The organism is Flavobacterium sp. ALJ2 (genome assembly GCF_015594725.1).
Taxonomy (GTDB): Bacteria; Bacteroidota; Bacteroidia; order Flavobacteriales; family Flavobacteriaceae; genus Flavobacterium.
The window spans coordinates 47,048-70,821 of the sequence record NZ_JADNRC010000001.1; the positions used below are offsets into that span (position 1 = coordinate 47,048).

Here is a 23,774-nt window from a genome sequence, read left to right on the forward strand (position 1 = left end):
GAAATCAAGAATTATAAAATGGAGTAATTAAATAATAATCTCAGTTCAGTATAGCATCATATTTTATCCTAATAGCTATTGGAATTAGATAGCAAGGAAGAATATGTTAATTTTTAGCTATTGCTAATTCTTTTGGCTTTATAACTTTTAAACTTTAGACTTACTTAGTTAATTTTGTATTTTTGCATATCATCTATCATCTTAAATGTATGTCAGCAATTATTAAACTTAAATTCTTTTTTGAAAAATACGGCTTTCATGTTTCTTCCAGATTAGCCGATAGGTTAGGAATGAGAGTTACAAGTGTTCGTTTGTTTTTTATATATATATCTTTTGTTACAGCTGGACTATGGTTTGGGGTATATCTGACATTGGCATTCTGGATTAGACTAAAAGATTTAGTTCGTGCTAAAAGAACTTCTGTTTTTGATTTATAACTCATTTCATTCCATAAAAAAAGGGATTATAAAGTAACTAATACTTTATAATCCCTTCTTAATATTGTGATATGTTATTTTTCAGGATTGTTTAATTTGCTATTTTTCTTTCCATAAGTAAAGTAAATAACAACACCTAGTGCCATCCAAATAACTAATCTTATCCAGCTTTCATTTGGTAGAGAGTACATTAATGCAAGGCAAATTATAATTCCAGCAATAGGAACAAAAGGAACTAATGGAGTTCTGAAAGATCTTGGAGCATCTGGCATTTTTTTACGCATTACCATAACACCAATACATACTAATACAAACGCTAATAAGGTACCAATACTAACCATATGGCCTAAATCACTTACAGGAACAAACCCTGCAAATAGACTCACAAAAACTAAAAAGAAAATATTAGTTTTCCAAGGAGTACGAAACTTAGAATGAATTTCGCTAAAAAATTTAGGTAATAATCCGTCTTTACTCATAGTATAAAATACACGGCTTTGTCCCATTAGCATTACTAGCATTACAGATGTGTACCCAGCTAGAATAGCTATAATTAAACCAGTTTGTAAAAATGTATATCCAGTTTTGGCAAAGGCAGTTGCAGCAGGTTTAGCATCGCCAGCAAATTCATAATATGGTACAAGACCAGTCATTACGTGAGCAAATAAAACGTATAATATAGTACAGATTATCAAAGAACCTAAAATTCCAATAGGCATTCCCTTTTGAGGGTTTTTTGCTTCTTGTGCAGCGGTAGAAACAGCATCAAAACCAATGAAGGCAAAAAATACAGTTCCAGCTCCAGCAGCAATACCAGACCAGCCAAATTCGCCAAAAACACCTGTGTTTTTAGGAATGTATGGAGTATAGTTTGCTGTGTCAATAAAGCCCCATCCTAATACGATAAAAACAATTACAACAGCAACTTTTAGAACAACTAAAAAATTATTTATAGATGCAGATTCCCTAGTTCCTCTTATTAATAATAAAGAAAGTAAAGAAACGATGATAATAGCTGGAAGGTTGATAATACCACCTTCAATTACAGTTCCGTCACTTAATTTTAATGTCTCCCAGGGAGAACAAATTAAATTATGAGGAAGGTGAATATTGTATTTATTAAGCAATTCAAGTAAATAACGGGACCAACTTACGCCTACTGTTGCGGCTCCTAATGCATATTCTAAAACTAAATCCCATCCAATTATCCAAGCCATAAATTCACCCATTGTAGCATAGGAGTATGTATAAGCACTACCAGCTACAGGTATCATAGAAGCGAATTCTGCATAGCAAAGACCCGCAAAAGCACACCCTATAGCAGCTAGAATAAAGGACAATGTAACTGCTGGTCCAGCATGCTCGGCTGCTGCAATTCCAGTTAATGAAAATAATCCGGCTCCAATAATTGCGCCTACTCCTAGAGCTACTAAAGAGCGGGAAGATAAAGTTCTTTTTAAGCCTCTTTCAGATTCGGAAGCTTCATTAAGCAATACCGATAGTGGTTTAGTTTTCCAAATTGACATATACTATTTTGGTTAATTGTTATTAAGCTCCAAATGTATTGTTTTTTACAAAAAATAAAAACAATTAGTGCATTTTATGTTGTGAAATAATTAATTTTATGGATAATTATTGGTTTGTCTTGCTTTTTTACTTGATAATAGTAGTTGTTTTTATTGTTTTTTTTAAGTAAAAACCTATTAAAACTGCATTTTTTTGACTTAATTTACAATTTCAAATTAAATTAAGTTTTAGTCAAAGATGGATTTTAGAAAAATAGCTCCTTATTTTAAATTTAGTAGAGAACAAAGAATTGGTATTTTTTTTCTTTTTATAATAATTATTGTTTTACAGTTGGTTTATTTTTTTGCTGATTTTAGTTCGTCATCACAATTTTTTCCAGACAAAGAAAGATGGATGTCTTTACAGAGCGAGATAGATTCAATTAAAAATGGTAGCGATAGTAAAGAAGAGAAAAAATATTTATTCAATCCTAATTTTATTACAGATTACAAAGGGTATAAGTTGGGTATGACAGTAGAGGAAATTGATAGATTGTTAGTTTTTAGAAAAGAGAATAAATATGTCAACTCTCCGAAGGAGTTTCAGGAAGTAACAAAGATTTCAGACTCCTTGTTAGGTAGTATTGCTCCGTATTTTAAATTTCCTGACTGGACAGCTAATAAGAAAGATAAAAAGGAATATAAAAATTATTCAAATCAGAAGATATTCGTTAAAAAAGAGAAAAATATATTAATCGATATCAATCAAGCCACTCAAGAGGATTTAATTAAAGTTTCGGGAATAGGGGAAGCTCTTTCTCTACGGATTTTAAAGCAGAAAGAACGTTTAGGGTATTTTGTTTCGATGGAGCAACTTAAAGATGTTTGGGGGCTTTCGCCTGAAGTTATTTTGAACTTAAATAATCATTTTAAAATTTCAGAACTTACTTCTTTTAAAAAAATAGCTATAAATGATGCTTCTTTAAAAGAGCTTTCAAGCTTTCCGTATTTTCGACATACATTGGCAAAACAGATCGTCACCTATCGAAGTATGAACGGAAATATAAATAATATTGAGGATTTGATAAAAATTAAGGGCTTTCCTGTTGAAAAAGCAAAAATAATTGGTTTATATTTGGAGTTCTAAAAAGATACTAATGAATTTTGATTATAACGAAACGCAATCAATGATTGCTCAGTCCATAAGAGAATTTGCTGAAAAAAATATCCGTCCCTATATAATGGAGTGGGATGAAGCACAAACATTTCCAATTCCGTTATTCAAAGAATTAGGAGCAATGGGGTTTATGGGGGTTTTGGTTCCAGAAGAATATGGGGGGTCGGGACTAGGTTATCATGAATATATAACAATTATTGAAGAAATTTCAAAAGTTGACCCTTCAATTGGGCTGTCAGTTGCTGCTCATAATTCATTATGTACAAATCATATTTTGACTTTTGGTAACGAGGAGCAAAAGAAAAAATGGCTACCTAAACTAGCAACAGCAGAGCATATTGGTGCATGGGGGTTAACGGAACATAATACAGGATCCGATGCGGGAGGAATGAATACAACAGCAGTAAAAGATGGAGACCATTGGGTTGTAAATGGAGCGAAGAATTTTATTACACATGCTAAATCTGGTGATATTGCTGTGGTAATTGTACGCACAGGAGAAAAAGGAGACTCACGAGGGATGACAGCTTTTGTATTCGAAAAAGGAATGCCGGGATTTACATCTGGGAAAAAAGAGAATAAATTAGGAATGCGTGCGAGTGAAACAGCTGAATTGGTTTTTGATAACTGCCGAATTCCCGATGCAAATCGTTTAGGAAATGTAGGAGAGGGTTTTATTCAATCTATGAAAATATTAGACGGAGGGAGAATCTCAATAGGAGCGCTGTCTCTTGGGATTGCTAAAGGAGCTTATGAAGCAGCATTAAAATACTCAAAAGAAAGATATCAATTCGGACAGCCAATTAGTAGTTTTCAAGGAATTTCGTTTAAGTTGGCAGATATGGCAACAGAAATTGAGGCTTCGGAATTATTATTACATAAGGCAGCATTTTTAAAGCAACAGCATAAGCCAGTAACTACAATGGGAGCAATGGCAAAAATGTATGCCTCAGAGGTATGTGTGAAAGTAGCAAATGAAGCAGTTCAAATTCATGGAGGATACGGATATACAAAAGATTTTCCGGTAGAGAAGTTCTACCGAGATTCTAAGTTGTGTACTATAGGTGAGGGAACTACAGAAATTCAGAAAGTGGTTATCTCAAGAAACATCTTAAAAGACTAGTTGCATAATAAGGGCGTGCCCACAAAAAAAGCAGCCACTAGGTTTTGCGTTGAGTGGCTGCTTTTTTTGTGGACGGGCTTTCTGCTATAATCTTATTGTTCTTAAAGAAAGAACAATAAGGATTTTCGCTTCAATCCCTCACGCAGTCTTTAAGTATTAATGAGTGAATTGACTTAAGGACACCGGTATTGAATTCTTATCATAAGTGTAATGAAAAAATAATCTGTAGTTTATGGTGTGTGATTGGAATAAATGTTTACTTTTGCACACTTAACGAAAGGGGGTGTCAATATTATGTTAATTATACCAATTAAAGACGGAGAAAATATCGATAGAGCATTAAAGCGCTATAAAAGAAAATTTGATAAAACAGGAACTGTTCGTCAGTTAAGAGCACGTACTGCTTTTATTAAGCCATCTGTAAAAAATAGAATCAAAATTCAAAAAGCTGCTTACATTCAAAACATGAAAGACAACTTGGAGGGTTAGATAAAATCTATATTCAAATAAATGCCGTTAGTCATCAAAATTTTATAACTTTGATGCTAACGGTTTTTTTATTTTATAAAATCGAAACGATTTGGGATGTAGAACCGTAAAGAAGGGATGAGGTGGTGTTCTTTAGTGAAATAAATAGAGGGTAAAAGTGAAAACAAATAAGCAGGCATTTCAGGAATATCTTCAGTTGGAGAAAAAGTATTCTTCGCATACTCTGGGTGCTTATATGAATGACATTGTTTCTTTTGAGTCATTTAACAAATTGCATTTTGATCAGGAAAATATTGATCAGGTGAATTATAGCCAAATTAGATCATGGGTGGTTTCGCTAGTGGATGCTAATATATCTAACGTTTCGGTTAATCGTAAAATGGCATCTTTAAAGGCATTTTATAGGTTTTTATTAAAGACTAAACAAATAGAGGTTAGTCCGATGCAGAAGCATAGGGCGTTAAAAACCCCCAAGGTAGTGCAGATCCCGTTTTCTGAAAAGGAATTGATAGATTTGATGGATCGGATAGGAGATTCAGAGGGATTTGAGGGAATTCGGGATAAATTGATAATTGATTTGTTTTATACAACAGGAATTCGAAGGGCAGAATTGATAGGATTGCTTCGGATTAATGTTGATTCGTCTGCTAATACGATTAAGGTGTTAGGGAAGCGTAATAAAGAACGTATTATTCCTGTTCTGCCAGTTATTGTTAAGCAGTTTTCGTTGTACATGAAAGAACGTGAAAGTGTTGAGGGTATAGTTGATAAGGAGTATTTTTTTATTACTAAAAAAGGGTTAAAATTGAATGAAACCTTTGTGTATCGATTAATAAATTCATACTTTAGTAAAGTCTCTGAAAAGGTAAAAAAAAGTCCTCATGTTCTCCGGCATACATTTGCGACTCATTTATTAAATAACGGGGCTGATTTAAATTCAGTAAAGGAATTATTAGGACATTCAAGTTTGGCATCTACACAGGTATATACGCATAGTAGTTTAGCGGCTCTTAAAAAAGTGTATGCTGATGCCCATCCTAGAAATAAAAAGTAATTCTAAAATGTTTAATTCTAAAATAACTATTATGAAGGTAAGTATTAATGCAGTTAACTTTGCTGTTGACAGAAAATTGGTAGATTTCGTTCAAGAGAGAATGGATAAGTTGGAAAAGTATTATGACAGGGTGGTATCGGTAGATGTTTTTTTGAAAGTAGAAAAAACTAGTGACAAGGAGAATAAAATTGCCGAGATAAAAATTAACGTCCCGGGTGATGATTTCTTGGTAAAAAAGCAGTGCAAAACCTTTGAAGAGGCTGTTGAGCTTTCGGCAGAATCCATAGAGAGATTGTTAGTTAAGAGGAAAGAAAAGATAAGAACGCATATTTAATGTAATTTTTTTTAAAAAATGTTTTGATTCAAAGATAAAATAGCTACATTTGCAGTCCGTTAGAAATAGCGGACTTTTTTTATTGAAATTGCCAGCGTAGCTCAGTTGGCTAGAGCAGCTGATTTGTAATCAGCAGGTCGTGGGTTCGAGTCCCTCCGCCGGCTCAAGATAGTTCAAATGCGATTTGAAATTGTTCATGTAATTATTGATAAAAAAAGGGGGAGATACTCAAGCGGCCAACGAGGGCAGACTGTAAATCTGCTGTGTGAACTTCGCAGGTTCGAATCCTGCTCTCCCCACAAAAAAGAAGAAGTTAAGATTATGTTTTTTGGATTTTTAAAATCTGAAATTTAGAATTCTCTGCCGATGTAGCTCAGGGGTAGAGTGCTTCCTTGGTAAGGAAGAGGTCTCGGGTTCAATTCCCGACATTGGCTCAAGTAAGTAGAAAATTGAAAATTAATATATAACTAAGATTAAAAATTAAGTAAAATGGCAAAGGAGAATTTTAATCGTTCCAAACCGCACTTAAACATAGGTACAATTGGACACGTGGATCACGGAAAAACTACATTAACTGCAGCAATTACTAAAGTATTGTCTGATGCAGGTTACTGTCAAGCTAGATCGTTTGATCAAATCGATAACGCTCCAGAGGAGAAAGAAAGAGGTATTACAATTAATACTTCACACGTAGAGTATGAAACAGCTAATCGTCATTACGCTCACGTTGACTGTCCAGGTCACGCGGATTACGTAAAGAACATGGTTACTGGAGCAGCTCAAATGGATGGAGCTATCTTAGTAGTTGCTGCTACAGATGGTCCAATGCCACAAACACGTGAGCATATCCTTTTAGGACGTCAGGTTGGTATTCCAAGAATCGTTGTTTTTATGAACAAAGTGGATATGGTTGATGATGCTGAGTTGTTAGAGCTTGTTGAAATGGAAATTAGAGATTTATTATCTTTCTACGAATATGATGGAGATAATGGTCCTGTTATTCAAGGTTCAGCTTTAGGAGGATTGAATAATGATCCTGTTTGGGTTCCTAAAATTCTTGAATTAATGGAAGCTGTTGATGCTTGGATTGAAGAGCCAGTACGTGACGTTGCTAAACCATTCTTGATGCCAGTTGAAGATGTATTTACAATTACAGGACGTGGAACTGTTGCTACAGGTCGTATCGAAACTGGTATTGCTAATACAGGAGATGCTGTTGAAATCATTGGTATGGGAGCTGATAAATTAACTTCTACTATTACAGGAGTTGAGATGTTCCGTAAAATCCTTGATAGAGGAGAAGCTGGAGATAACGTAGGTTTATTGTTAAGAGGTGTTGATAAAGAATCTATCAAAAGAGGAATGGTTATCATTAAGCCAGGATCAGTAAAACCACACGCTACTTTTAAAGCAGAGGTTTATATCTTGAAAAAAGAAGAAGGTGGACGTCATACTCCATTCCATAATAACTACCGTCCACAGTTCTACGTACGTACAACTGACGTAACAGGAGTTATTACTTTACCAGAAGGAGTAGAGATGGTAATGCCAGGAGATAACTTGACTATTAATGTTTCTTTATTAAGCCCAATCGCAATGAGCGTAGGTTTACGTTTCGCTATCCGTGAAGGTGGTAGAACAGTTGGAGCAGGTCAGGTAACTGAAATCGTAGGATAATCCTATAAAATAAAACTATAAAAGCCAGTTGACTTTCTTAACTGAGGTCACTGGCTTTAATTACGGGCGTAGTTCAAGGGTAGAATAGCGGTCTCCAAAACCGTTGATGGGGGTTCGAATCCCTCCGCCCGTGCAATAATAAATATATCTCATGACAAAAGTTGTTAATTACATATCAGAAGCATTCGAGGAATTGAAGTCAAATGTAACTTGGCCAGCATGGGCAGAAGTGCAACGATTGACAATTGTAGTAGCTGTATTTTCAGTATTATTCGCTTTGGCAACTTGGGGAGTAGATGAATTTTTTGCAAAAGCATTGGCTGGATTTTTTAATTGGATAAAAGCGTAATTTTTTTGTAATGGCAGATAATAATGTGAAAAAGTGGTATGTAGTTCGAGCAGTAAGTGGACAAGAGAATAAAGTAAAAGCTTACATCGAAACTGAAATTGCCAGATTAGGTATGGGTGATTATGTTTCCCAAGTTTTAGTTCCTACAGAAAAAGTGGTAACGGTGAAAGAGGGTAAAAAAATAGCTAAGGATAAAGTATATTTCCCTGGGTATGTTATGATCGAAGCCAATTTAGTTGGTGAAATACCTCATATTATTAAATCGATAACTAGTGTAATTGGTTTTTTAGGCGAAATTAAAGGTGGTGAGCCTGTTCCGCTTAGATTATCTGAGGTAAATAGAATGTTAGGTAAGGTTGATGAACTGGCTGTAAATACAGATACACGTTCTATTCCTTTTAACTTAGGAGAAACTATTAAGGTAATTGATGGACCTTTCAACGGATTCAATGGAACGGTTGAAAAAATCAATGACGAAAAGCGTAAACTAGAAGTAATGGTTAAGATTTTTGGAAGAAAAACACCATTAGAGTTAAGTTTTATGCAAGTAGAAAAAGTATAATTTTTGTTACATCTATAATAACCACTACAATTGCTTCCAATAATTGCAGTGTTAAATTTTTTAAAAAATGGCTAAAGAAATTAGTAAGGTAGTTAAACTACAAGTTAAGGGAGGTGCTGCGAATCCGTCGCCACCGGTTGGACCTGCTTTAGGAGCTGCTGGGGTTAATATCATGGAGTTCTGTAAGCAATTTAATGCTAGAACACAAGATAAACCTGGCAAAATATGCCCAGTACAAATTACTGTGTATAAAGACAAATCATTTGATTTTGTTGTAAAAACTCCTCCAGCAGCAGTTCAGTTAATGGAAGCTGCAAAGCTAAAATCTGGTTCAGGAGAGCCTAATCGTAAAAAAGTAGCTAGTGTTACTTGGGAACAAATTAGAGCTATTGCTGAAGACAAGATGCCAGACTTAAATGCATTCACTATGGAGTCTGCAATGAGTATGGTCGCTGGAACAGCTAGATCTATGGGTATAACTGTATCAGGAGATTCTCCTTTTTAATTAAGAGAAAGACATGGCAAAATTGACAAAAAAGCAAAAAGAGGCTGCTTCAAAAATTGAAAAGAACAAACTATACTCTTTGAAAGATGCAGCTGCATTAATCAAAGTTATAGCTTCTGCAAAATTTGATGAGTCTGTTGATATCGCAGTGCGTTTGGGTGTAGATCCAAGAAAAGCGAATCAAATGGTTAGAGGTGTAGTAACATTACCACACGGAACAGGAAAAGATGTAAAAGTATTAGCATTAGTTACTCCAGACAAAGAAGCGGAAGCTTTAGCAGCAGGAGCAGACTATGTAGGTCTTGATGATTATTTACAAAAAATAAAAGACGGTTGGACGGATGTAGATGTTATCATCACTATGCCAGCTGTAATGGGTAAATTAGGTCCATTAGGTCGTATTTTAGGACCTAGAGGTTTAATGCCAAACCCTAAAACAGGTACTGTAACTATGGATGTTGCAAAAGCTGTTCAAGAGGTTAAAGCTGGTAAAATTGACTTTAAAGTTGATAAAACTGGTATTGTGCACGCAGGAATTGGAAAAGTTTCTTTTGGAGCTGAACAAATTTATGATAACGCACACGAAATTATTCAAACATTAATCAAACTTAAACCAACTGCTGCTAAAGGTACCTATATTAAAGGTATTCACCTTACAAGCACTATGAGTCCTGCAATTGCATTGGACCCAAAAGCAGTATAATTGGTAGTTAATAATTTTTAGTATGACTAGAGAAGAAAAATCAATCGCGATTGAAGATTTAACTGCACAGTTAGCTGGTACAAATATTATTTATGTATCTGATATTTCTGGATTAAACGCAGAAACAACTTCAAACTTGAGAAGAGCTTGCTTTAAAGCAGGTGTTAAATTAGAGGTTGTTAAAAATACTTTGCTTGCAAAAGCAATGGAAGCTTCTGCTAATGACTATGGAGATTTACCATCAGTATTGACAGGTAATAGTGCTATATTTATTTCAGATATTGCAAATGCACCTGGAAAAATTATCAAAGATTTCCGTAAGAAATCTGATAAACCAGTTTTAAAAGGGGCATATATTAATTCAGAAGTTTACATTGGAGATGATCAATTAGAGGCATTAGCAACTATCAAATCTAAAGAAGAGCTTCTTGGAGAACTTATTGGATTACTTCAATCTCCGGCTCAAAGAGTTATCTCTGCTTTACAAAACAAATTCGCAAACAGCGAAGAAGAAACAGAAGCATAATAACAAATGCGGGGAATTTTATTTCCTTGCTGCTTAATTAGCGCACAATAAATAATTATATTTTACAAATCATTTTAAACGATAGAAAAAATGGCAGATTTGAAACAATTCGCAGAACAATTAGTTAACCTAACAGTTAAAGAAGTTAACGAATTAGCAACAATATTAAAAGACGAGTACGGTATCGAGCCTGCTGCTGCAGCTGTTGTAGTTGCTGCTGGAGGTGATGGTGGTGCTGCTGAAGAAGCACAAACTGAATTTACAGTTGTATTAAAAGAAGCTGGTGCTTCTAAATTAGCTGTAGTTAAATTGGTAAAAGAACTTACAGGTTTAGGTCTTAAAGAAGCTAAAGATGTAGTTGATAGTGCTCCAAGTAACGTTAAAGAAGGTGTTTCTAAAGAAGAGGCTGAAGGTCTTAAAAAATCATTAGAAGAAGCTGGAGCTGTTGTTGAGCTTAAATAATTCAACTCAGTTTTAAGAACTAGGTTTAGGTCTTGAGTTATCTCAATGGCCTAAACCATTTTTCGTATAATAAAATATATCAAGTTTTATTATCAAATAGTTTAAAATACGAAAAAGTTTTTGATCAATACGAAGAAAAAAACTAAACAGGATTTTGTCAGTTTATTTTTAAAGATGTATTGGTTATAATAAGAAAGTATAGATTAAACAATGTGTTTTTACACAAAAAATTACTTTTTTTTAATCAAAATTTTGTCCATTGATGATAACAAATCAGACTGAAAGATTGAATTTTGCCTCTACAAAAAATATTCCTGTATATCCAGATTTTCTAGATGTTCAGGTTAAGTCATTTAAAGATTTTTTTCAATTAGAAACTAAATCTGATGAAAGAGGCAACGAAGGGTTATACAATACCTTCATGGAAAATTTTCCAATCACAGATACAAGAAATAACTTTGTGTTGGAGTTCCTAGATTATTTTGTTGATCCACCACGTTATACAATTCAAGAATGTATAGAGAGAGGTCTTACTTATAGTGTGCCTTTAAAAGCTAGGTTAAAACTATATTGTACAGATCCAGAACACGAAGATTTTGAAACTATTGTACAAGATGTTTATCTAGGTACAATTCCTTATATGACTCCAAGCGGTACTTTTGTTATCAATGGTGCTGAGCGTGTAGTAGTTTCTCAACTACACCGTTCTCCTGGGGTTTTCTTTGGACAATCATTCCACGCAAATGGAACAAAACTTTATTCTGCCAGAGTAATTCCTTTTAAAGGTTCTTGGATAGAATTTTCTACAGATATTAATAGCGTAATGTACGCGTATATTGATAGAAAGAAAAAATTACCAGTTACAACTTTATTCCGTGCAATTGGATTCGAAAGAGATAAGGATATCCTTGAAATTTTCGACCTTGCTGAAGAAATCAAAGTTTCTAAAACAGGTATTAAAAAATATATTGGAAGAAGACTTGCTGCGCGTGTACTAAACACTTGGCACGAGGATTTCGTTGATGAAGATACCGGTGAGGTAGTTTCTATCGAACGTAACGAAATCATCCTTGATAGAGATACTATTATCGATAAAGATAATGTTGAAGAAATCATCGATTCTAACGTTAAATCTATTTTGTTACATAAAGAGGATAATAATCAAGCAGATTATGCTATTATCCACAATACATTACAAAAAGATCCAACAAACTCTGAAAAAGAAGCTGTTGAGCACATCTACAGACAATTGCGTAATGCAGAACCGCCTGATGAAGAAACTGCTCGTGGTATTATAGATAAATTGTTCTTCTCTGATCAACGTTATAACTTAGGTGAAGTTGGTCGTTATAGAATGAACAAAAAACTTGGTTTAGATATCCCAATGGAAAAGCAAGTGCTTACCAAAGAAGATATCATTACCATTGTAAAATATTTGATCGAATTAATTAACTCTAAAGCAGAGATTGATGATATTGATCACTTATCAAACCGTCGTGTTAGAACAGTTGGAGAACAATTGTCACAACAATTCGGTGTTGGTTTAGCGCGTATGGCGAGAACTATTCGTGAGAGAATGAACGTTAGAGATAACGAGGTGTTTACGCCAATTGATTTGATTAATGCTAAAACATTATCATCAGTTATCAACTCTTTCTTTGGTACTAACCAGTTGTCTCAATTTATGGATCAAACGAATCCACTTGCTGAGATTACGCACAAAAGAAGATTATCTGCACTTGGACCTGGTGGACTTTCTAGAGAAAGAGCTGGTTTCGAGGTACGTGACGTTCACTATACGCATTACGGACGTTTATGTCCAATTGAAACTCCTGAGGGACCAAACATTGGTTTGATTTCATCTCTTGGTGTTTATGCTAAAGTTAACGGAATGGGTTTCATCGAAACTCCTTACCGTAAAGTAACTAACGGTGTTGTAGATCTTGATACTACTCCAGTATATTTAAGTGCTGAAGAAGAAGAAGGAATGTTGATTGCGCAAGCAAACATCGAAATGGATTCAACAGGAAAAATTATCGCTGAAAACGTAATTGCACGTCAAGAAGGTGATTTCCCTGTAATCGAGCCTACACAGGTAGATTACACTGACGTTGCTCCAAATCAAATTGCTTCTATTTCTGCATCTTTGATTCCTTTCTTAGAGCATGATGATGCGAATAGAGCATTGATGGGATCAAACATGATGCGTCAGGCAGTACCTTTGATTCGCCCTGAAGCTCCTATTGTAGGAACAGGTTTAGAGCGTCAAGTTGCGTCTGATTCTAGAGTATTGATTAATGCTGAAGGTGATGGAACAGTAGAATATGTTGATGCAAATATCATCACTATCAAATACGATCGTTCTGAAGAAGAAAGAATGGTTAGTTTTGAGTCTGATGAAAAAACATATAATCTAATTAAATTTAGAAAAACCAATCAAGGAACAAGTATCAACTTGAAACCAATCGTTAAGAAGGGTGATAGAGTTGCACTTGGTCAAGTATTGTCAGAAGGATATGCTACTCAAAATGGAGAATTAGCTTTAGGTCGTAACCTAAAAGTTGCATTTATGCCATGGAAAGGATATAACTTTGAGGATGCGATTGTAATTTCTGAAAAAGTAGTTCGTGATGATATTTTTACGTCAATTCACGTAGATGATTATTCATTAGAAGTTAGAGATACAAAATTAGGTAACGAAGAGTTAACTAATGATATTCCTAACGTTTCTGAAGAAGCTACTAAAGATTTAGATGAAAACGGTATGATTAGAATTGGAGCAGAGGTTAAACCTGGCGACATTCTTATCGGGAAAATTACTCCAAAAGGAGAATCAGATCCTACTCCAGAAGAAAAATTGCTTCGTGCAATCTTCGGGGACAAAGCAGGTGATGTAAAAGATGCTTCATTAAAAGCTTCTCCTTCTTTACATGGTGTAGTTCTTGACAAAAAATTATTTGCAAGAGCCGTAAAAGATAAACGTAAACGTACACAAGACAAAGATGCTTTAGGCGCTTTGGAAATGGAATTTGAAACTAAATTTGTTGAATTAAAAGACAAATTGGTTGAAAAATTATTCTTGATCGTTAACGGAAAAACATCTCAAGGTGTAATGAATGATTTGGGTGAAGAAGTTTTACCAAAAGGTAAAAAATATACTCAAAAAATGCTTTATGCTGTAGAAGATTTTGCTCACTTAAGTAAAGGTCAGTGGGTTGCGGATGATGCTACTAATAAAATGGTTAATGATTTAATTCATAACTATAAAATTAAGCTGAATGACTTACAAGGATCTTTAAGAAGAGAGAAATTTACTATTACTGTTGGAGATGAATTACCAGCTGGAATCTTGAAATTAGCAAAAATTTATATTGCTAAGAAACGTAAGTTGAAAGTAGGGGATAAAATGGCAGGACGTCACGGTAACAAAGGTATTGTTGCACGTATTGTTCGTCATGAAGATATGCCTTTCCTTGAAGACGGAACACCAGTAGATATTGTATTGAATCCACTTGGAGTACCATCTCGTATGAACATTGGTCAGATTTATGAAACGGTTTTAGGTTGGGCAGGACAAAATTTAGGTAGAAAATTCGCTACTCCAATTTTTGATGGTGCTACTTTAGATCAAATCAATGAATTGACTGACGAAGCGGGAATACCAAGATTCGGTCATACTTATTTGTATGATGGAGGAACTGGAGAACGCTTCCACCAAAGAGCAACTGTAGGTGTAATCTACATGTTGAAATTAGGACACATGGTAGATGATAAGATGCACGCACGTTCTATCGGACCATACTCGTTGATTACACAACAACCACTTGGAGGTAAAGCTCAATTTGGAGGTCAGCGTTTTGGAGAGATGGAGGTTTGGGCACTTGAGGCTTATGGAGCGTCAAGTACACTACGTGAAATCTTGACTGTTAAGTCTGATGATGTTATCGGTAGAGCTAAAACTTACGAAGCAATCGTTAAGGGAGAGTCTATGCCAGAACCAGGTTTACCAGAATCATTCAATGTATTGATGCACGAATTGAAAGGTCTTGGACTTGATATTCGTCTAGAAGAATAAATATAAGTTTTCAGTCGCAGTCTCAGTATTTCAGTTCAACACTGAAAACTGAGACTGAAACTGTTTAGTAAAGTTTAAGTTTTTAAGATTTATACCCGTAACCCGTTCCGATTTTTTATAGTAATGCAAGGCATTTTATAACTAGCACTTCAAAAATTGAGTTTGAAGTTTAGAGAAGTAACCCGAGGTAGTTTTTAAGTCGAAAGTTTGAAAGTCCAAAGACTAAAGTCATTCGTGACTTTAAAAACTTTAATGCATTTGACTTTAGACTAAAACAAGAATCAATTTTTTAATTGCAAATAAATCAATAGTAAAAACTATGATGAATAATAGAAATAATAATAAAGATAAAAATCCAGTTAAAAGATTTAATAAAATCTCAATTGGATTGGCTTCACCAGAATCTATCTTGAAAGAATCAAGAGGAGAGGTTTTAAAGCCTGAAACAATAAACTACAGAACTCACAAACCAGAACGTGACGGACTTTTCTGCGAAAGAATCTTCGGACCTGTTAAGGATTTTGAATGTGCTTGTGGTAAATATAAAAGAATTCGTTACAAAGGTATTATATGTGACCGTTGTGGTGTTGAAGTTACTGAGAAAAAAGTACGTCGTGATAGAGTAGGACACATCAACCTTGTTGTGCCAATCGCTCATATTTGGTATTTCCGTTCTCTTCCTAATAAAATTGGTTATATCCTTGGACTTCCTTCTAAGAAATTAGATATGATTATTTACTACGAAAGATACGTAGTGATTCAAGCAGGTATTGCTAAAAATGCAGAAGGAGAATCTTTACAAAGATTAGACTTTTTAACTGAAGAAGAATATTTGAATATTTTAGATTCTCTTCCTCAGGACAATCAATATTTAGATGATTTTGATCCAAATAAATTTGTTGCCAAAATGGGAGCAGAGTGTATTATGGATTTATTGGCACGTATTGACTTAGATGAGTTATCTTACCAACTAAGACACAGTGCTAACAATGAGACATCTAAGCAACGTAAAACAGAAGCATTAAAAAGATTACAAGTAGTTGAGTCTTTCCGTGAGTCTAACTTAAACCGCGAAAACCGTCCAGAATGGATGATTATGAAAGTGGTTCCAGTTATTCCACCAGAATTACGTCCGCTTGTGCCACTTGATGGAGGTCGTTTTGCAACTTCAGATTTAAATGATTTATACCGTCGTGTAATTATACGTAATAACCGTTTGAAAAGATTAATGGAGATTAAAGCTCCAGAAGTTATCTTAAGAAACGAAAAACGTATGTTGCAAGAATCTGTAGATTCATTATTTGATAACACTCGTAAAGCTTCTGCTGTTAAAACAGAATCAAACAGACCATTAAAATCATTATCAGATTCATTAAAAGGTAAACAAGGACGTTTCCGTCAAAACCTTTTAGGAAAACGTGTGGATTATTCTGCTCGTTCGGTAATTGTTGTTGGACCGGAATTAAAATTATTTGAATGTGGTATCCCTAAAGATATGGCATCTGAATTATACAAACCTTTCGTTATCCGTAAATTGATAGAAAGAGGTATTGTTAAAACGGTAAAATCTGCTAAGAAAATTATAGACAAAAAAGAGCCTGTAGTTTGGGATATCCTTGAAAATGTTATTAAAGGTCACCCAATATTACTGAATCGTGCTCCTACGTTGCACAGATTAGGTATACAAGCATTCCAACCAAAATTAATTGAAGGAAAAGCGATTCAATTGCACCCTTTAGTTTGTACGGCGTTTAATGCCGATTTTGATGGGGATCAAATGGCGGTACACTTACCATTAGGACCAGAGGCTATTCTTGAAGCTCAATTGTTAATGTTGGCTTCTCACAATATCTTGAACCCTGCTAACGGTGCACCAATTACTGTACCGTCTCAGGATATGGTCTTGGGTCTATACTATATGACCAAAGAACGTCTTTCTACTCCAGATCATAAAATTTTAGGTGAAGGCTTAACTTTTTACTCTGCAGAAGAAGTAAATATTGCATTAAACGAAGGAAGATTAGAATTGAATGCTTCAGTGAGAATTAGAGCAAAAGATTTTAATGAAGCTGGAGAATTAGTGTATCAAATTATTAAAACTACCGCTGGTCGTGTATTGTTTAATGAAGTGGTACCAGAAGCAGCAGGATATATCAATGATGTATTGACTAAGAAAAACCTTAGAGATATTATTGGACACGTTTTAAGCGCTACCAATGTACCTACTACAGCTGCTTTCTTGGACAATATGAAGGATATGGGGTATAAATTCGCATTTAGAGGAGGGTTATCATTCTCTCTTGGTGATATTAGAATTCCAGAGCAAAAAACTAAATTGATTGCAGATGCTAGAGAACAAGTTGAAGGTATCTCAACAAACTATAATATGGGTCTTATTACCAATAACGAGCGTTACAACCAAGTTATTGATGTTTGGACTTCTGCAAATGCACAGCTTACAGAGCTAGCAATGAAAAATATTAGAGAAGATCAACAAGGATTCAACTCTGTATATATGATGCTTGATTCTGGAGCAAGGGGTTCTAAAGAACAAATTCGTCAGTTAACTGGTATGCGTGGTTTGATGGCTAAGCCTAAAAAATCTACTGCTGGTGGTGGTGAAATTATTGAAAACCCGATTCTTTCTAACTTTAAGGAAGGACTTTCGATCCTTGAGTACTTTATCTCTACTCACGGTGCTCGTAAAGGACTTGCGGATACGGCTCTTAAAACTGCCGATGCTGGTTACTTAACTAGAAGATTACATGATGTTTCTCAGGATGTTATTGTTAACATTGAGGATTGTGGTACGCTTAGAGGTGTTGAAGTTTCTGCATTGAAAAAGAATGAAGAGATTGTTGAATCATTAGGAGAAAGAATTTTAGGACGTGTTGCATTGCAAGATGTAATTAATCCTTTAACTAGTGACTATTTAGTTAGATCTGGCGAGCAAATCACAGAAGCTATAATGAAAGCAATTGAAGCTTCTCCAGTGGAGAAAGTTGAAGTTCGTTCTCCATTAACTTGTGAAGCGCTTAAAGGAATCTGTGCTAAATGTTACGGTAGAAACTTAGCTACTGGTAAAATGACTCAAAGAGGAGAAGCAGTTGGAGTAATTGCAGCTCAATCTATTGGGGAGCCAGGTACACAGTTAACATTACGTACTTTCCACGTTGGAGGGGTTGCGGGTGGTATCTCTGAAGAATCTAGCATCATTACAAGATTTAATGGTAAACTAGAAATCGAAGATTTAAAAACTGTTAAAGGCGAGGATAACGAAGGTAATGCAGTTGATATTGTAGTATCTCGTTCTACTGAATTGAAATTAATTGATGAAAGAACAGGTATCTTATTAAGTACAAACAACATTCCTTACGGTTCAAGTATCTTTGTAAAAGATGGTCAATCGGTAGTTAAAGGAGATGTGATTTGTAAATGGGATCCATATAATGGAGTTATCGTTTCTGAGTTTACTGGTAAAATTGCTTACGAAGATTTAGAGCAAGGTCAATCATTCATGGTTGAAATTGATGAGCAAACAGGATTCCAGGAAAAAGTAATTTCTGAATCAAGAGCTAAAAAATTAATTCCAACTTTATTGGTTTACGGTAAAGAAGGTGAATTGATTCGTTCTTATAACTTACCAGTTGGAGCCCACTTAATGGTTGAAAACGGTGAGAAAATTAAAGCAGGTAAAGTATTGGTGAAAATTCCACGTCGTTCTTCTAAATCAGGAGATATTACAGGAGGTTTACCTAGAATTACAGAGTTGTTAGAAGCTCGTAATCCTTCGAACCCAGCTGTAGTTTCTGAGATTGATGGTGTTGTTTCTTTTGGAAAAATCAAAAGAGGTAACCGTGAGATCGTTATCGAATCTAAATTTGGTGATGTTAGAAAATACTTGGTTAAATTATCAAGCCAAATTCTAGTTCAGGAGAATGACTTCGTTAGAGCAGGTGTACCATTGTCAGACGGTGCTATTACTCCAGACGATATTTTAAGAATTCAAGGGCCAGCAGCTGTTCAACAGTACTTGGTAAATGAAATTCAAGAAGTATACCGTTTACAAGGGGTAAAAATCAATGACAAACACTTCGAGGTTGTTATTCGTCAAATGATGCGTAAAGTAAGAGTACAAGATCCAGGTGATACTTTATTCTTAGAAGATCAATTAATTCATACTAAAGATTTCATCGTTCAAAACGATAAATTATACGGAATGAAAGTAGTTGAAGATGCTGGAGATTCTAGCGTATTAAAAGCAGGTCAGATTATCTCTCCTCGTGATTTACGTGATGAAAATTCATTATTAAAACGTACAGATAAAAACCTAGTAGTAGCTAGAGATGTAATTACTGCAACTGCAACGCCAGTTTTACAAGGTATTACAAGAGCTTCGCTACAAACTAAATCATTTATTTCTGCTGCTTCTTTCCAAGAAACAACTAAAGTACTTAACGAAGCTGCAGTAGCAGGTAAAGTAGATTACTTAGAAGGATTGAAAGAAAATGTAATTGTTGGACATAGAATTCCTGCAGGAACAGGTATGAGAGAATACGATCATACAATTGTAGGTTCAAAAGACGATTACAATGAAATGATGGCTAATAAAGAAGAATATATTTATTAATCCTCACCCTAACCCTCTCCAAAGGAGAGGGAAATGGAAAAAATTATAAATTTATGAGTAATTCGAACCAACAACAAGAGCAAATTAATATAGAATTAGATGAGAAAATCGCTGAAGGAATTTATTCTAATTTAGCAATTATCAATCATTCTTCTTCAGAGTTTGTTTTAGATTTTGTAAGCATTATGCCGGGTATTCCTAAAGCCAAGGTAAAGTCAAGAATTGTTTTGACACCACAACATGCTAAACGATTACTAAAAGCAATTGGAGAAAATATTCATCGTTTTGAAGTAGCTCATGGCGAAATCAAAGAAACGGAACAAGTGCCAATACCGCTTAACTTCGGTCCAGCAGGACAAGCATAAATTAAAATTTAAAAGCTCCAGAAATGGAGCTTTTTTTATACCTAGAATTTGATAGTTCTATTTCTGTAGAATGAAGTTGTTTAAGAAAAAGACACACTTTATCCGATTTTCAACTTACTTTACCGACTTAATTTTGCTTTTAGAAGGTCTTTTTATAATTTGCAGCTTCCTAAAAATTGAAAACTCACTCGAGGTTATTTTTTGTTAATTCACATATTCAAAAAAAAGCGCCACTTTATAAAAGTAGCGCTTTTTTTATATCATCACGAATCAGATAATTATTCGAATTCAGAAGTGAAAAATAATTTTACACTTGGATATTTATTTTGAGTCATTTGTATTGTAAAGTCAGAATCAGCTAAAAACACCAATTGATCGTATTTATCTTTTGCTAAGAATTTTTGCTTGATACGTTTAAATTCTTTAAACTCATCATTTTTGGCATCATCAGGTTTAACCCAGCAGGCTTTATGAACTGGGAAATTTTCATAAGTACATTTAGCACCATATTCGTGTTCTAAACGGTATTGAATTACCTCATATTGAAGTGCTCCTACAGTTCCGATAACTTTACGGTTGTTCATTTCTAAGGTAAATAATTGCGCAACACCTTCGTCCATTAATTGATCAACACCTTTGTCTAATTGCTTAGCTTTCATTGGATCGGCATTATTAATGTATCTAAAATGTTCTGGAGAGAAACTAGGAATTCCTTTAAAGCTCATTATTTCACCTTCTGTTAATGTATCTCCAATTTTAAAGTTCCCCGTGTCATGTAAGCCAACAATATCACCAGGATATGAAATATCTACAATTTCCTTTTTCTCCGCAAAGAATGCATTTGGACTAGAAAACTTTAAATTCTTTTTCTGACGTACATGGTAATAAGGTTTATTTCTTTCGAAAGTACCAGAAACTATTTTTATAAATGCTAAACGGTCTCTATGTTTAGGGTCCATATTGGCATGTATTTTAAATACAAAACCAGTCATTTTTTCTTCGGTAGGATCAACCAAACGCGTTTCAGATTCTTTTGGTCTTGGAGAAGGGGCGATTGTAATAAAACAATCTAGCAGTTCACGTACTCCAAAGTTGTTTAAAGCAGAACCAAAAAATACAGGTTGTAATTTTCCATCTAAATAATCCTGACGATCAAATTTAGGATATACTTCGTCTATTAATTCTAATTCTTCTCGTAGCCTATCCGCAGGTTTTTCACCAATTATTTTTTCTAGTTCAGGATTTTGTACATCAGAGAAAGCAATGGTTTCTTCAATGTTTTTACGGCTATCACCACTAAAAAGGTTGATATTTTGTTCCCATAAGTTATAGATTCCCTGAAAATCATATCCCATTCCGATAGGGAAACTTAATGGAGTAACAGTTAAGCCTAATTTTTGCTCCACTTCATCCATCAAATCAAATGCATCTTTACCTTCACGATCTAATTTGTTTATAAAAACAATAATCGGAATTTTACGCATTCTACATACAGCAACTAATTTCTCCGTTTGTTCCTCAACCCCTTTAGCAACGTCAATTACTACAATTACGCTATCTACAGCAGTTAAAGTTCTAAAAGTATCTTCGGCAAAATCCTTGTGCCCAGGAGTATCAAGAATATTGATTTTTTTATCTTTATAATTAAAGGCTAATACAGATGTAGAAACCGAAATCCCTCTCTGACGCTCAATTTCCATGAAATCACTCGTAGCACCTTTTTTTATCTTATTGTTTTTTACTGCACCAGCCTCCTGAATAGCACCACCAAATAACAATAGTTTTTCAGTTAATGTTGTTTTACCAGCATCGGGATGCGAAATAATTCCAAATGTTCTTCTACGTTGTATTTCTTTTAAAAAGCTCATATTTAATATCAATAGTTTGCAAAAGTACTATTAATTACGGCTTAAAAAAAATAGTAGCTTCTTAATTTAAGTCTGTTTAGTTTATAAATTTAGTTGTTATTATTTGATTGTTTGAATAAAAAAGTGGCTGATTATTTAAATCAGCCACAAAATTAAATATATTTTATTAGGTAATAATTAATTATTAATCGACCAAACTGTGTAACCTTTTGGAGGACATTGAATTTTTACCCATTGATCACCTTGTGTCGTAGGGTACCAGTTAGAGCTTCCTGTGAAATCTTTGATTTGAGTATTTGCCCAATTAGTTTGAATCCATCTTTCTTGCCAAGAAGTTGAATTGTTGATGTACACTATTAATCCAGGGTTTCCGTTATATCCGTTTCTTCGAGCAATATATTCATCATTATCAGAATATAATATAGATGTCGTTCCAGTAGCTTTATTGTTATGAATCCATATAAGGTTATTTAATTTGTTTTTATCAAGCCATTCTTCGTAATCTCTATAAAAAATAGTTGGATATCCTTCATGAGTTAATATATAGGAGTAAGCCAGTAGTTTATTCGAAATCTCGTCAGTGTCATGATTGGTAACAAAAGTAACAGCTTTGTATGGGTTTCTTTTCCACATCATATCGTCATTTAATAGCGCAAGATTATTACCGTCAAACGCATCATTCATTTTGTAATAACAAGCAAAATCAAAAACAGAACTATTGGCATTGTTAGCCCAGTCATTTAATACGTTTACATTCGAATCCCATAATTCTCCAACCGAAAAGCCTCCTACATTAGCATTCCAAGCGTTTACAACCCACGCACCAAATCCTTTTACATAATCAAATCTCCAACCATCAAATTTCATAGTATTTTTGTAATATTTGCCCACACCATCAGCTCGTAGCCAAAGCCAGTTTTGAACATTTGGAACTACATGAGCTAAATCAGGAAATCCTCCAAAAGCCCCTTCATCATTATTTCCGTAAGCATTTTTATAAAAATCGGCACTTGTTCTAGGGAATTTCCCAGAAGCTACTCCAGTAAAATTAGTCCAGGTATTTGTTCCTGTAAACGGATTTGCTTCCGATTGCCCGCCACTATTATGATTAATTACAATATCTGCATATACCTGCATGTTTTCAGCGTGAACTTTGGTTATTAAACTCACAAGCTCAGTTTTAGATCCAAATCGGGTTTCTACAGAGCCATTTTGATTGTAATCTCCAAAATCGAAGTAATCTGTTGGGTCATATCCCATTGAGAAAGCACCATTTTGTGCTTTCGATACAGGAGGTAGCCAAATGGAACCAATTCCAGCATTTGACCAATCTGTAATTTTAGCATTAATAGTATTCCACCAATTCCCACCAGAAGGAACATCCCAATAAAAAGCTTGCATCATTACTCCACCACCCGGATTTGCGACATATTTCTCTGTAGTAGAAGTTCCTGTGCTAAACGGACGACCATCGTGATTGGTAACATTTATAACTTTAAATTTGGAATTGGCGGCTTCAATTTCAGATTCAGTATTTTCATTTGAGCTGCAAGAATAAAAAAAAGCTGATAGAGCAGTAATTAAATAAAGTTTTACAATTTGTTTTTTCATAATAAAAAAATTAGGTTAGTTTTGGATTTGGTAATTTAAATTGTGATAAATTAAATAATAAATAAAAAGTTTCCTTTATTTGTATGTTTTTGGGATAAATAACGATAATAATATATCGAATGTAAGTAAAACTTATTTGCATAATCATTTGAAGGTTTTAATTTTTGAACGAAAACGTTGTAGTGTTGAAAACTTTAAGTTATTTGACTTAAAATGAGTTGCTTGCATATAAGTTTCGGATTAATATTGATAGAGTTTATAGCAATAAAAGTTTCACAGAACTTACAGATTGTTCTAAATATTAAATGAGGTTAATTCTTAG

General features: G+C 34.3%; 19 protein-coding genes and 4 tRNA genes. 20 read left to right on the forward strand and 3 right to left on the reverse strand.

The window, feature by feature from the left end; translation table 11 throughout:
- The first annotated feature begins 209 nt into the window (after window positions 1-209).
- Entirely contained in the window at window positions 210-437 is a 228-nt protein-coding gene (locus IUY40_RS00245) for a PspC domain-containing protein (protein WP_129537458.1), read from the forward strand.
- A gap of 74 nt (window positions 438-511) precedes the next feature.
- On the opposite strand, the gene IUY40_RS00250 is transcribed toward IUY40_RS00245, so the two are convergent.
- Window positions 512-1,963 carry an amino acid permease gene (locus IUY40_RS00250; RefSeq protein ID WP_195734896.1) on the reverse strand — a complete coding sequence of 484 codons (1,452 nt, stop codon included), beginning with the start codon at window positions 1,961-1,963 and terminating at the stop codon, window positions 512-514.
- A 238-nt stretch (window positions 1,964-2,201) separates the two neighbouring features.
- On the opposite strand from IUY40_RS00250, the gene IUY40_RS00255 reads away from it, so the two are divergent.
- From IUY40_RS00255 to IUY40_RS00345, 19 genes are all read left to right on the forward strand, one after another.
- A complete protein-coding gene (locus tag IUY40_RS00255) occupies window positions 2,202-3,089 on the forward strand; it encodes a helix-hairpin-helix domain-containing protein (protein ID WP_195734897.1) in 888 nt (295 codons plus the stop codon).
- Window positions 3,090-3,099: 10 nt separating this feature from the next.
- Window positions 3,100-4,242, forward strand: a complete 1,143-nt coding sequence (locus IUY40_RS00260) for an acyl-CoA dehydrogenase family protein (RefSeq protein ID WP_195734898.1) — start codon at window positions 3,100-3,102, stop codon at window positions 4,240-4,242.
- A gap of 294 nt (window positions 4,243-4,536) precedes the next feature.
- Window positions 4,537-4,731, forward strand: a complete 195-nt coding sequence (rpsU, locus tag IUY40_RS00265; protein ID WP_195734899.1) for a 30S ribosomal protein S21 — start codon at window positions 4,537-4,539, stop codon at window positions 4,729-4,731.
- 157 nt (window positions 4,732-4,888) lie between these two features.
- A complete protein-coding gene (locus tag IUY40_RS00270) occupies window positions 4,889-5,785 on the forward strand; it encodes a tyrosine-type recombinase/integrase (RefSeq protein WP_195734900.1) in 897 nt (298 codons plus the stop codon).
- A gap of 31 nt (window positions 5,786-5,816) precedes the next feature.
- Window positions 5,817-6,119, forward strand: a complete 303-nt coding sequence (gene raiA / locus IUY40_RS00275; protein ID WP_195734901.1) for a ribosome-associated translation inhibitor RaiA — start codon at window positions 5,817-5,819, stop codon at window positions 6,117-6,119.
- Window positions 6,120-6,209: 90 nt separating this feature from the next.
- A tRNA-Thr gene (locus tag IUY40_RS00280) sits at window positions 6,210-6,283 on the forward strand.
- A 54-nt stretch (window positions 6,284-6,337) separates the two neighbouring features.
- Window positions 6,338-6,418, forward strand: a tRNA-Tyr gene (locus tag IUY40_RS00285).
- Between the two features lie 63 nt (window positions 6,419-6,481).
- Window positions 6,482-6,553: transfer RNA gene (locus IUY40_RS00290), tRNA-Thr, on the forward strand.
- 55 nt (window positions 6,554-6,608) lie between these two features.
- The gene (tuf, locus tag IUY40_RS00295) at window positions 6,609-7,796 is read left to right on the forward strand and encodes an elongation factor Tu (protein ID WP_195734902.1); all 1,188 of its coding nucleotides are present in this window, start codon (window positions 6,609-6,611) and stop codon (window positions 7,794-7,796) included.
- 62 nt (window positions 7,797-7,858) lie between these two features.
- Window positions 7,859-7,929 (forward strand) — tRNA-Trp (locus tag IUY40_RS00300).
- A gap of 18 nt (window positions 7,930-7,947) precedes the next feature.
- Complete coding sequence (secE, locus tag IUY40_RS00305; RefSeq protein ID WP_035619188.1) at window positions 7,948-8,145, forward strand: preprotein translocase subunit SecE; 198 nt, start codon at window positions 7,948-7,950, stop codon at window positions 8,143-8,145.
- 10 nt (window positions 8,146-8,155) lie between these two features.
- Window positions 8,156-8,707: a transcription termination/antitermination protein NusG gene (nusG, locus tag IUY40_RS00310; protein WP_195734903.1), complete on the forward strand. Its 552-nt coding sequence runs from the start codon at window positions 8,156-8,158 to the stop codon at window positions 8,705-8,707.
- 67 nt (window positions 8,708-8,774) lie between these two features.
- On the forward strand, window positions 8,775-9,212 hold the full coding sequence (rplK, locus tag IUY40_RS00315) for a 50S ribosomal protein L11 (protein ID WP_035619182.1): 438 nt from the start codon (window positions 8,775-8,777) through the stop codon (window positions 9,210-9,212).
- Between the two features lie 13 nt (window positions 9,213-9,225).
- Window positions 9,226-9,915 (forward strand): 50S ribosomal protein L1, encoded by a 690-nt coding sequence (gene rplA / locus IUY40_RS00320; protein WP_039111376.1) that lies wholly within the window; start codon window positions 9,226-9,228, stop codon window positions 9,913-9,915.
- 22 nt (window positions 9,916-9,937) lie between these two features.
- Window positions 9,938-10,441, forward strand: a complete 504-nt coding sequence (gene rplJ / locus IUY40_RS00325) for a 50S ribosomal protein L10 (RefSeq protein WP_195734904.1) — start codon at window positions 9,938-9,940, stop codon at window positions 10,439-10,441.
- 90 nt (window positions 10,442-10,531) lie between these two features.
- Window positions 10,532-10,903, forward strand: a complete 372-nt coding sequence (gene rplL, locus IUY40_RS00330) for a 50S ribosomal protein L7/L12 (protein WP_035619173.1) — start codon at window positions 10,532-10,534, stop codon at window positions 10,901-10,903.
- Between the two features lie 262 nt (window positions 10,904-11,165).
- Window positions 11,166-14,978 (forward strand): DNA-directed RNA polymerase subunit beta, encoded by a 3,813-nt coding sequence (gene rpoB / locus IUY40_RS00335; RefSeq protein WP_195734905.1) that lies wholly within the window; start codon window positions 11,166-11,168, stop codon window positions 14,976-14,978.
- Window positions 14,979-15,297: 319 nt separating this feature from the next.
- The gene (rpoC, locus tag IUY40_RS00340; RefSeq protein WP_195734906.1) at window positions 15,298-19,608 is read left to right on the forward strand and encodes a DNA-directed RNA polymerase subunit beta'; all 4,311 of its coding nucleotides are present in this window, start codon (window positions 15,298-15,300) and stop codon (window positions 19,606-19,608) included.
- A gap of 53 nt (window positions 19,609-19,661) precedes the next feature.
- Window positions 19,662-19,973: a DUF3467 domain-containing protein gene (locus IUY40_RS00345; RefSeq protein WP_195734907.1), complete on the forward strand. Its 312-nt coding sequence runs from the start codon at window positions 19,662-19,664 to the stop codon at window positions 19,971-19,973.
- Window positions 19,974-20,251: 278 nt separating this feature from the next.
- Here IUY40_RS00345 and IUY40_RS00350 read toward each other — a convergent pair whose 3' ends face one another.
- Complete coding sequence (locus tag IUY40_RS00350) at window positions 20,252-21,841, reverse strand: peptide chain release factor 3 (RefSeq protein WP_195734908.1); 1,590 nt, start codon at window positions 21,839-21,841, stop codon at window positions 20,252-20,254.
- Window positions 21,842-22,018: 177 nt separating this feature from the next.
- Entirely contained in the window at window positions 22,019-23,452 is a 1,434-nt protein-coding gene (locus IUY40_RS00355; RefSeq protein ID WP_195734909.1) for an alpha-amylase, read from the reverse strand.
- Window positions 23,453-23,774 lie beyond the last annotated feature (322 nt).

Bases quoted from the DNA above. Each gene is read 5' to 3' on its own strand.
- IUY40_RS00245 (WP_129537458.1), top strand. From the start codon at position 210: ATGTCAGCAATTATTAAACTTAAATTCTTTTTTGAAAAATACGGCTTT.
- IUY40_RS00250 (WP_195734896.1), bottom strand. From the start codon at position 1,963: ATGTCAATTTGGAAAACTAAACCACTATCGGTATTGCTTAATGAAGCT.
- IUY40_RS00255 (WP_195734897.1), top strand. From the start codon at position 2,202: ATGGATTTTAGAAAAATAGCTCCTTATTTTAAATTTAGTAGAGAACAA.
- IUY40_RS00260 (WP_195734898.1), top strand. From the start codon at position 3,100: ATGAATTTTGATTATAACGAAACGCAATCAATGATTGCTCAGTCCATA.
- rpsU (WP_195734899.1), top strand. From the start codon at position 4,537: ATGTTAATTATACCAATTAAAGACGGAGAAAATATCGATAGAGCATTA.
- raiA (WP_195734901.1), top strand. From the start codon at position 5,817: ATGAAGGTAAGTATTAATGCAGTTAACTTTGCTGTTGACAGAAAATTG.
- tuf (WP_195734902.1), top strand. From the start codon at position 6,609: ATGGCAAAGGAGAATTTTAATCGTTCCAAACCGCACTTAAACATAGGT.
- secE (WP_035619188.1), top strand. From the start codon at position 7,948: ATGACAAAAGTTGTTAATTACATATCAGAAGCATTCGAGGAATTGAAG.
- nusG (WP_195734903.1), top strand. From the start codon at position 8,156: ATGGCAGATAATAATGTGAAAAAGTGGTATGTAGTTCGAGCAGTAAGT.
- rplK (WP_035619182.1), top strand. From the start codon at position 8,775: ATGGCTAAAGAAATTAGTAAGGTAGTTAAACTACAAGTTAAGGGAGGT.
- rplA (WP_039111376.1), top strand. From the start codon at position 9,226: ATGGCAAAATTGACAAAAAAGCAAAAAGAGGCTGCTTCAAAAATTGAA.
- rplJ (WP_195734904.1), top strand. From the start codon at position 9,938: ATGACTAGAGAAGAAAAATCAATCGCGATTGAAGATTTAACTGCACAG.
- rplL (WP_035619173.1), top strand. From the start codon at position 10,532: ATGGCAGATTTGAAACAATTCGCAGAACAATTAGTTAACCTAACAGTT.
- rpoB (WP_195734905.1), top strand. From the start codon at position 11,166: ATGATAACAAATCAGACTGAAAGATTGAATTTTGCCTCTACAAAAAAT.
- rpoC (WP_195734906.1), top strand. From the start codon at position 15,298: ATGATGAATAATAGAAATAATAATAAAGATAAAAATCCAGTTAAAAGA.
- IUY40_RS00345 (WP_195734907.1), top strand. From the start codon at position 19,662: ATGAGTAATTCGAACCAACAACAAGAGCAAATTAATATAGAATTAGAT.
- IUY40_RS00350 (WP_195734908.1), bottom strand. From the start codon at position 21,841: ATGAGCTTTTTAAAAGAAATACAACGTAGAAGAACATTTGGAATTATT.
- IUY40_RS00355 (WP_195734909.1), bottom strand. From the start codon at position 23,452: ATGAAAAAACAAATTGTAAAACTTTATTTAATTACTGCTCTATCAGCT.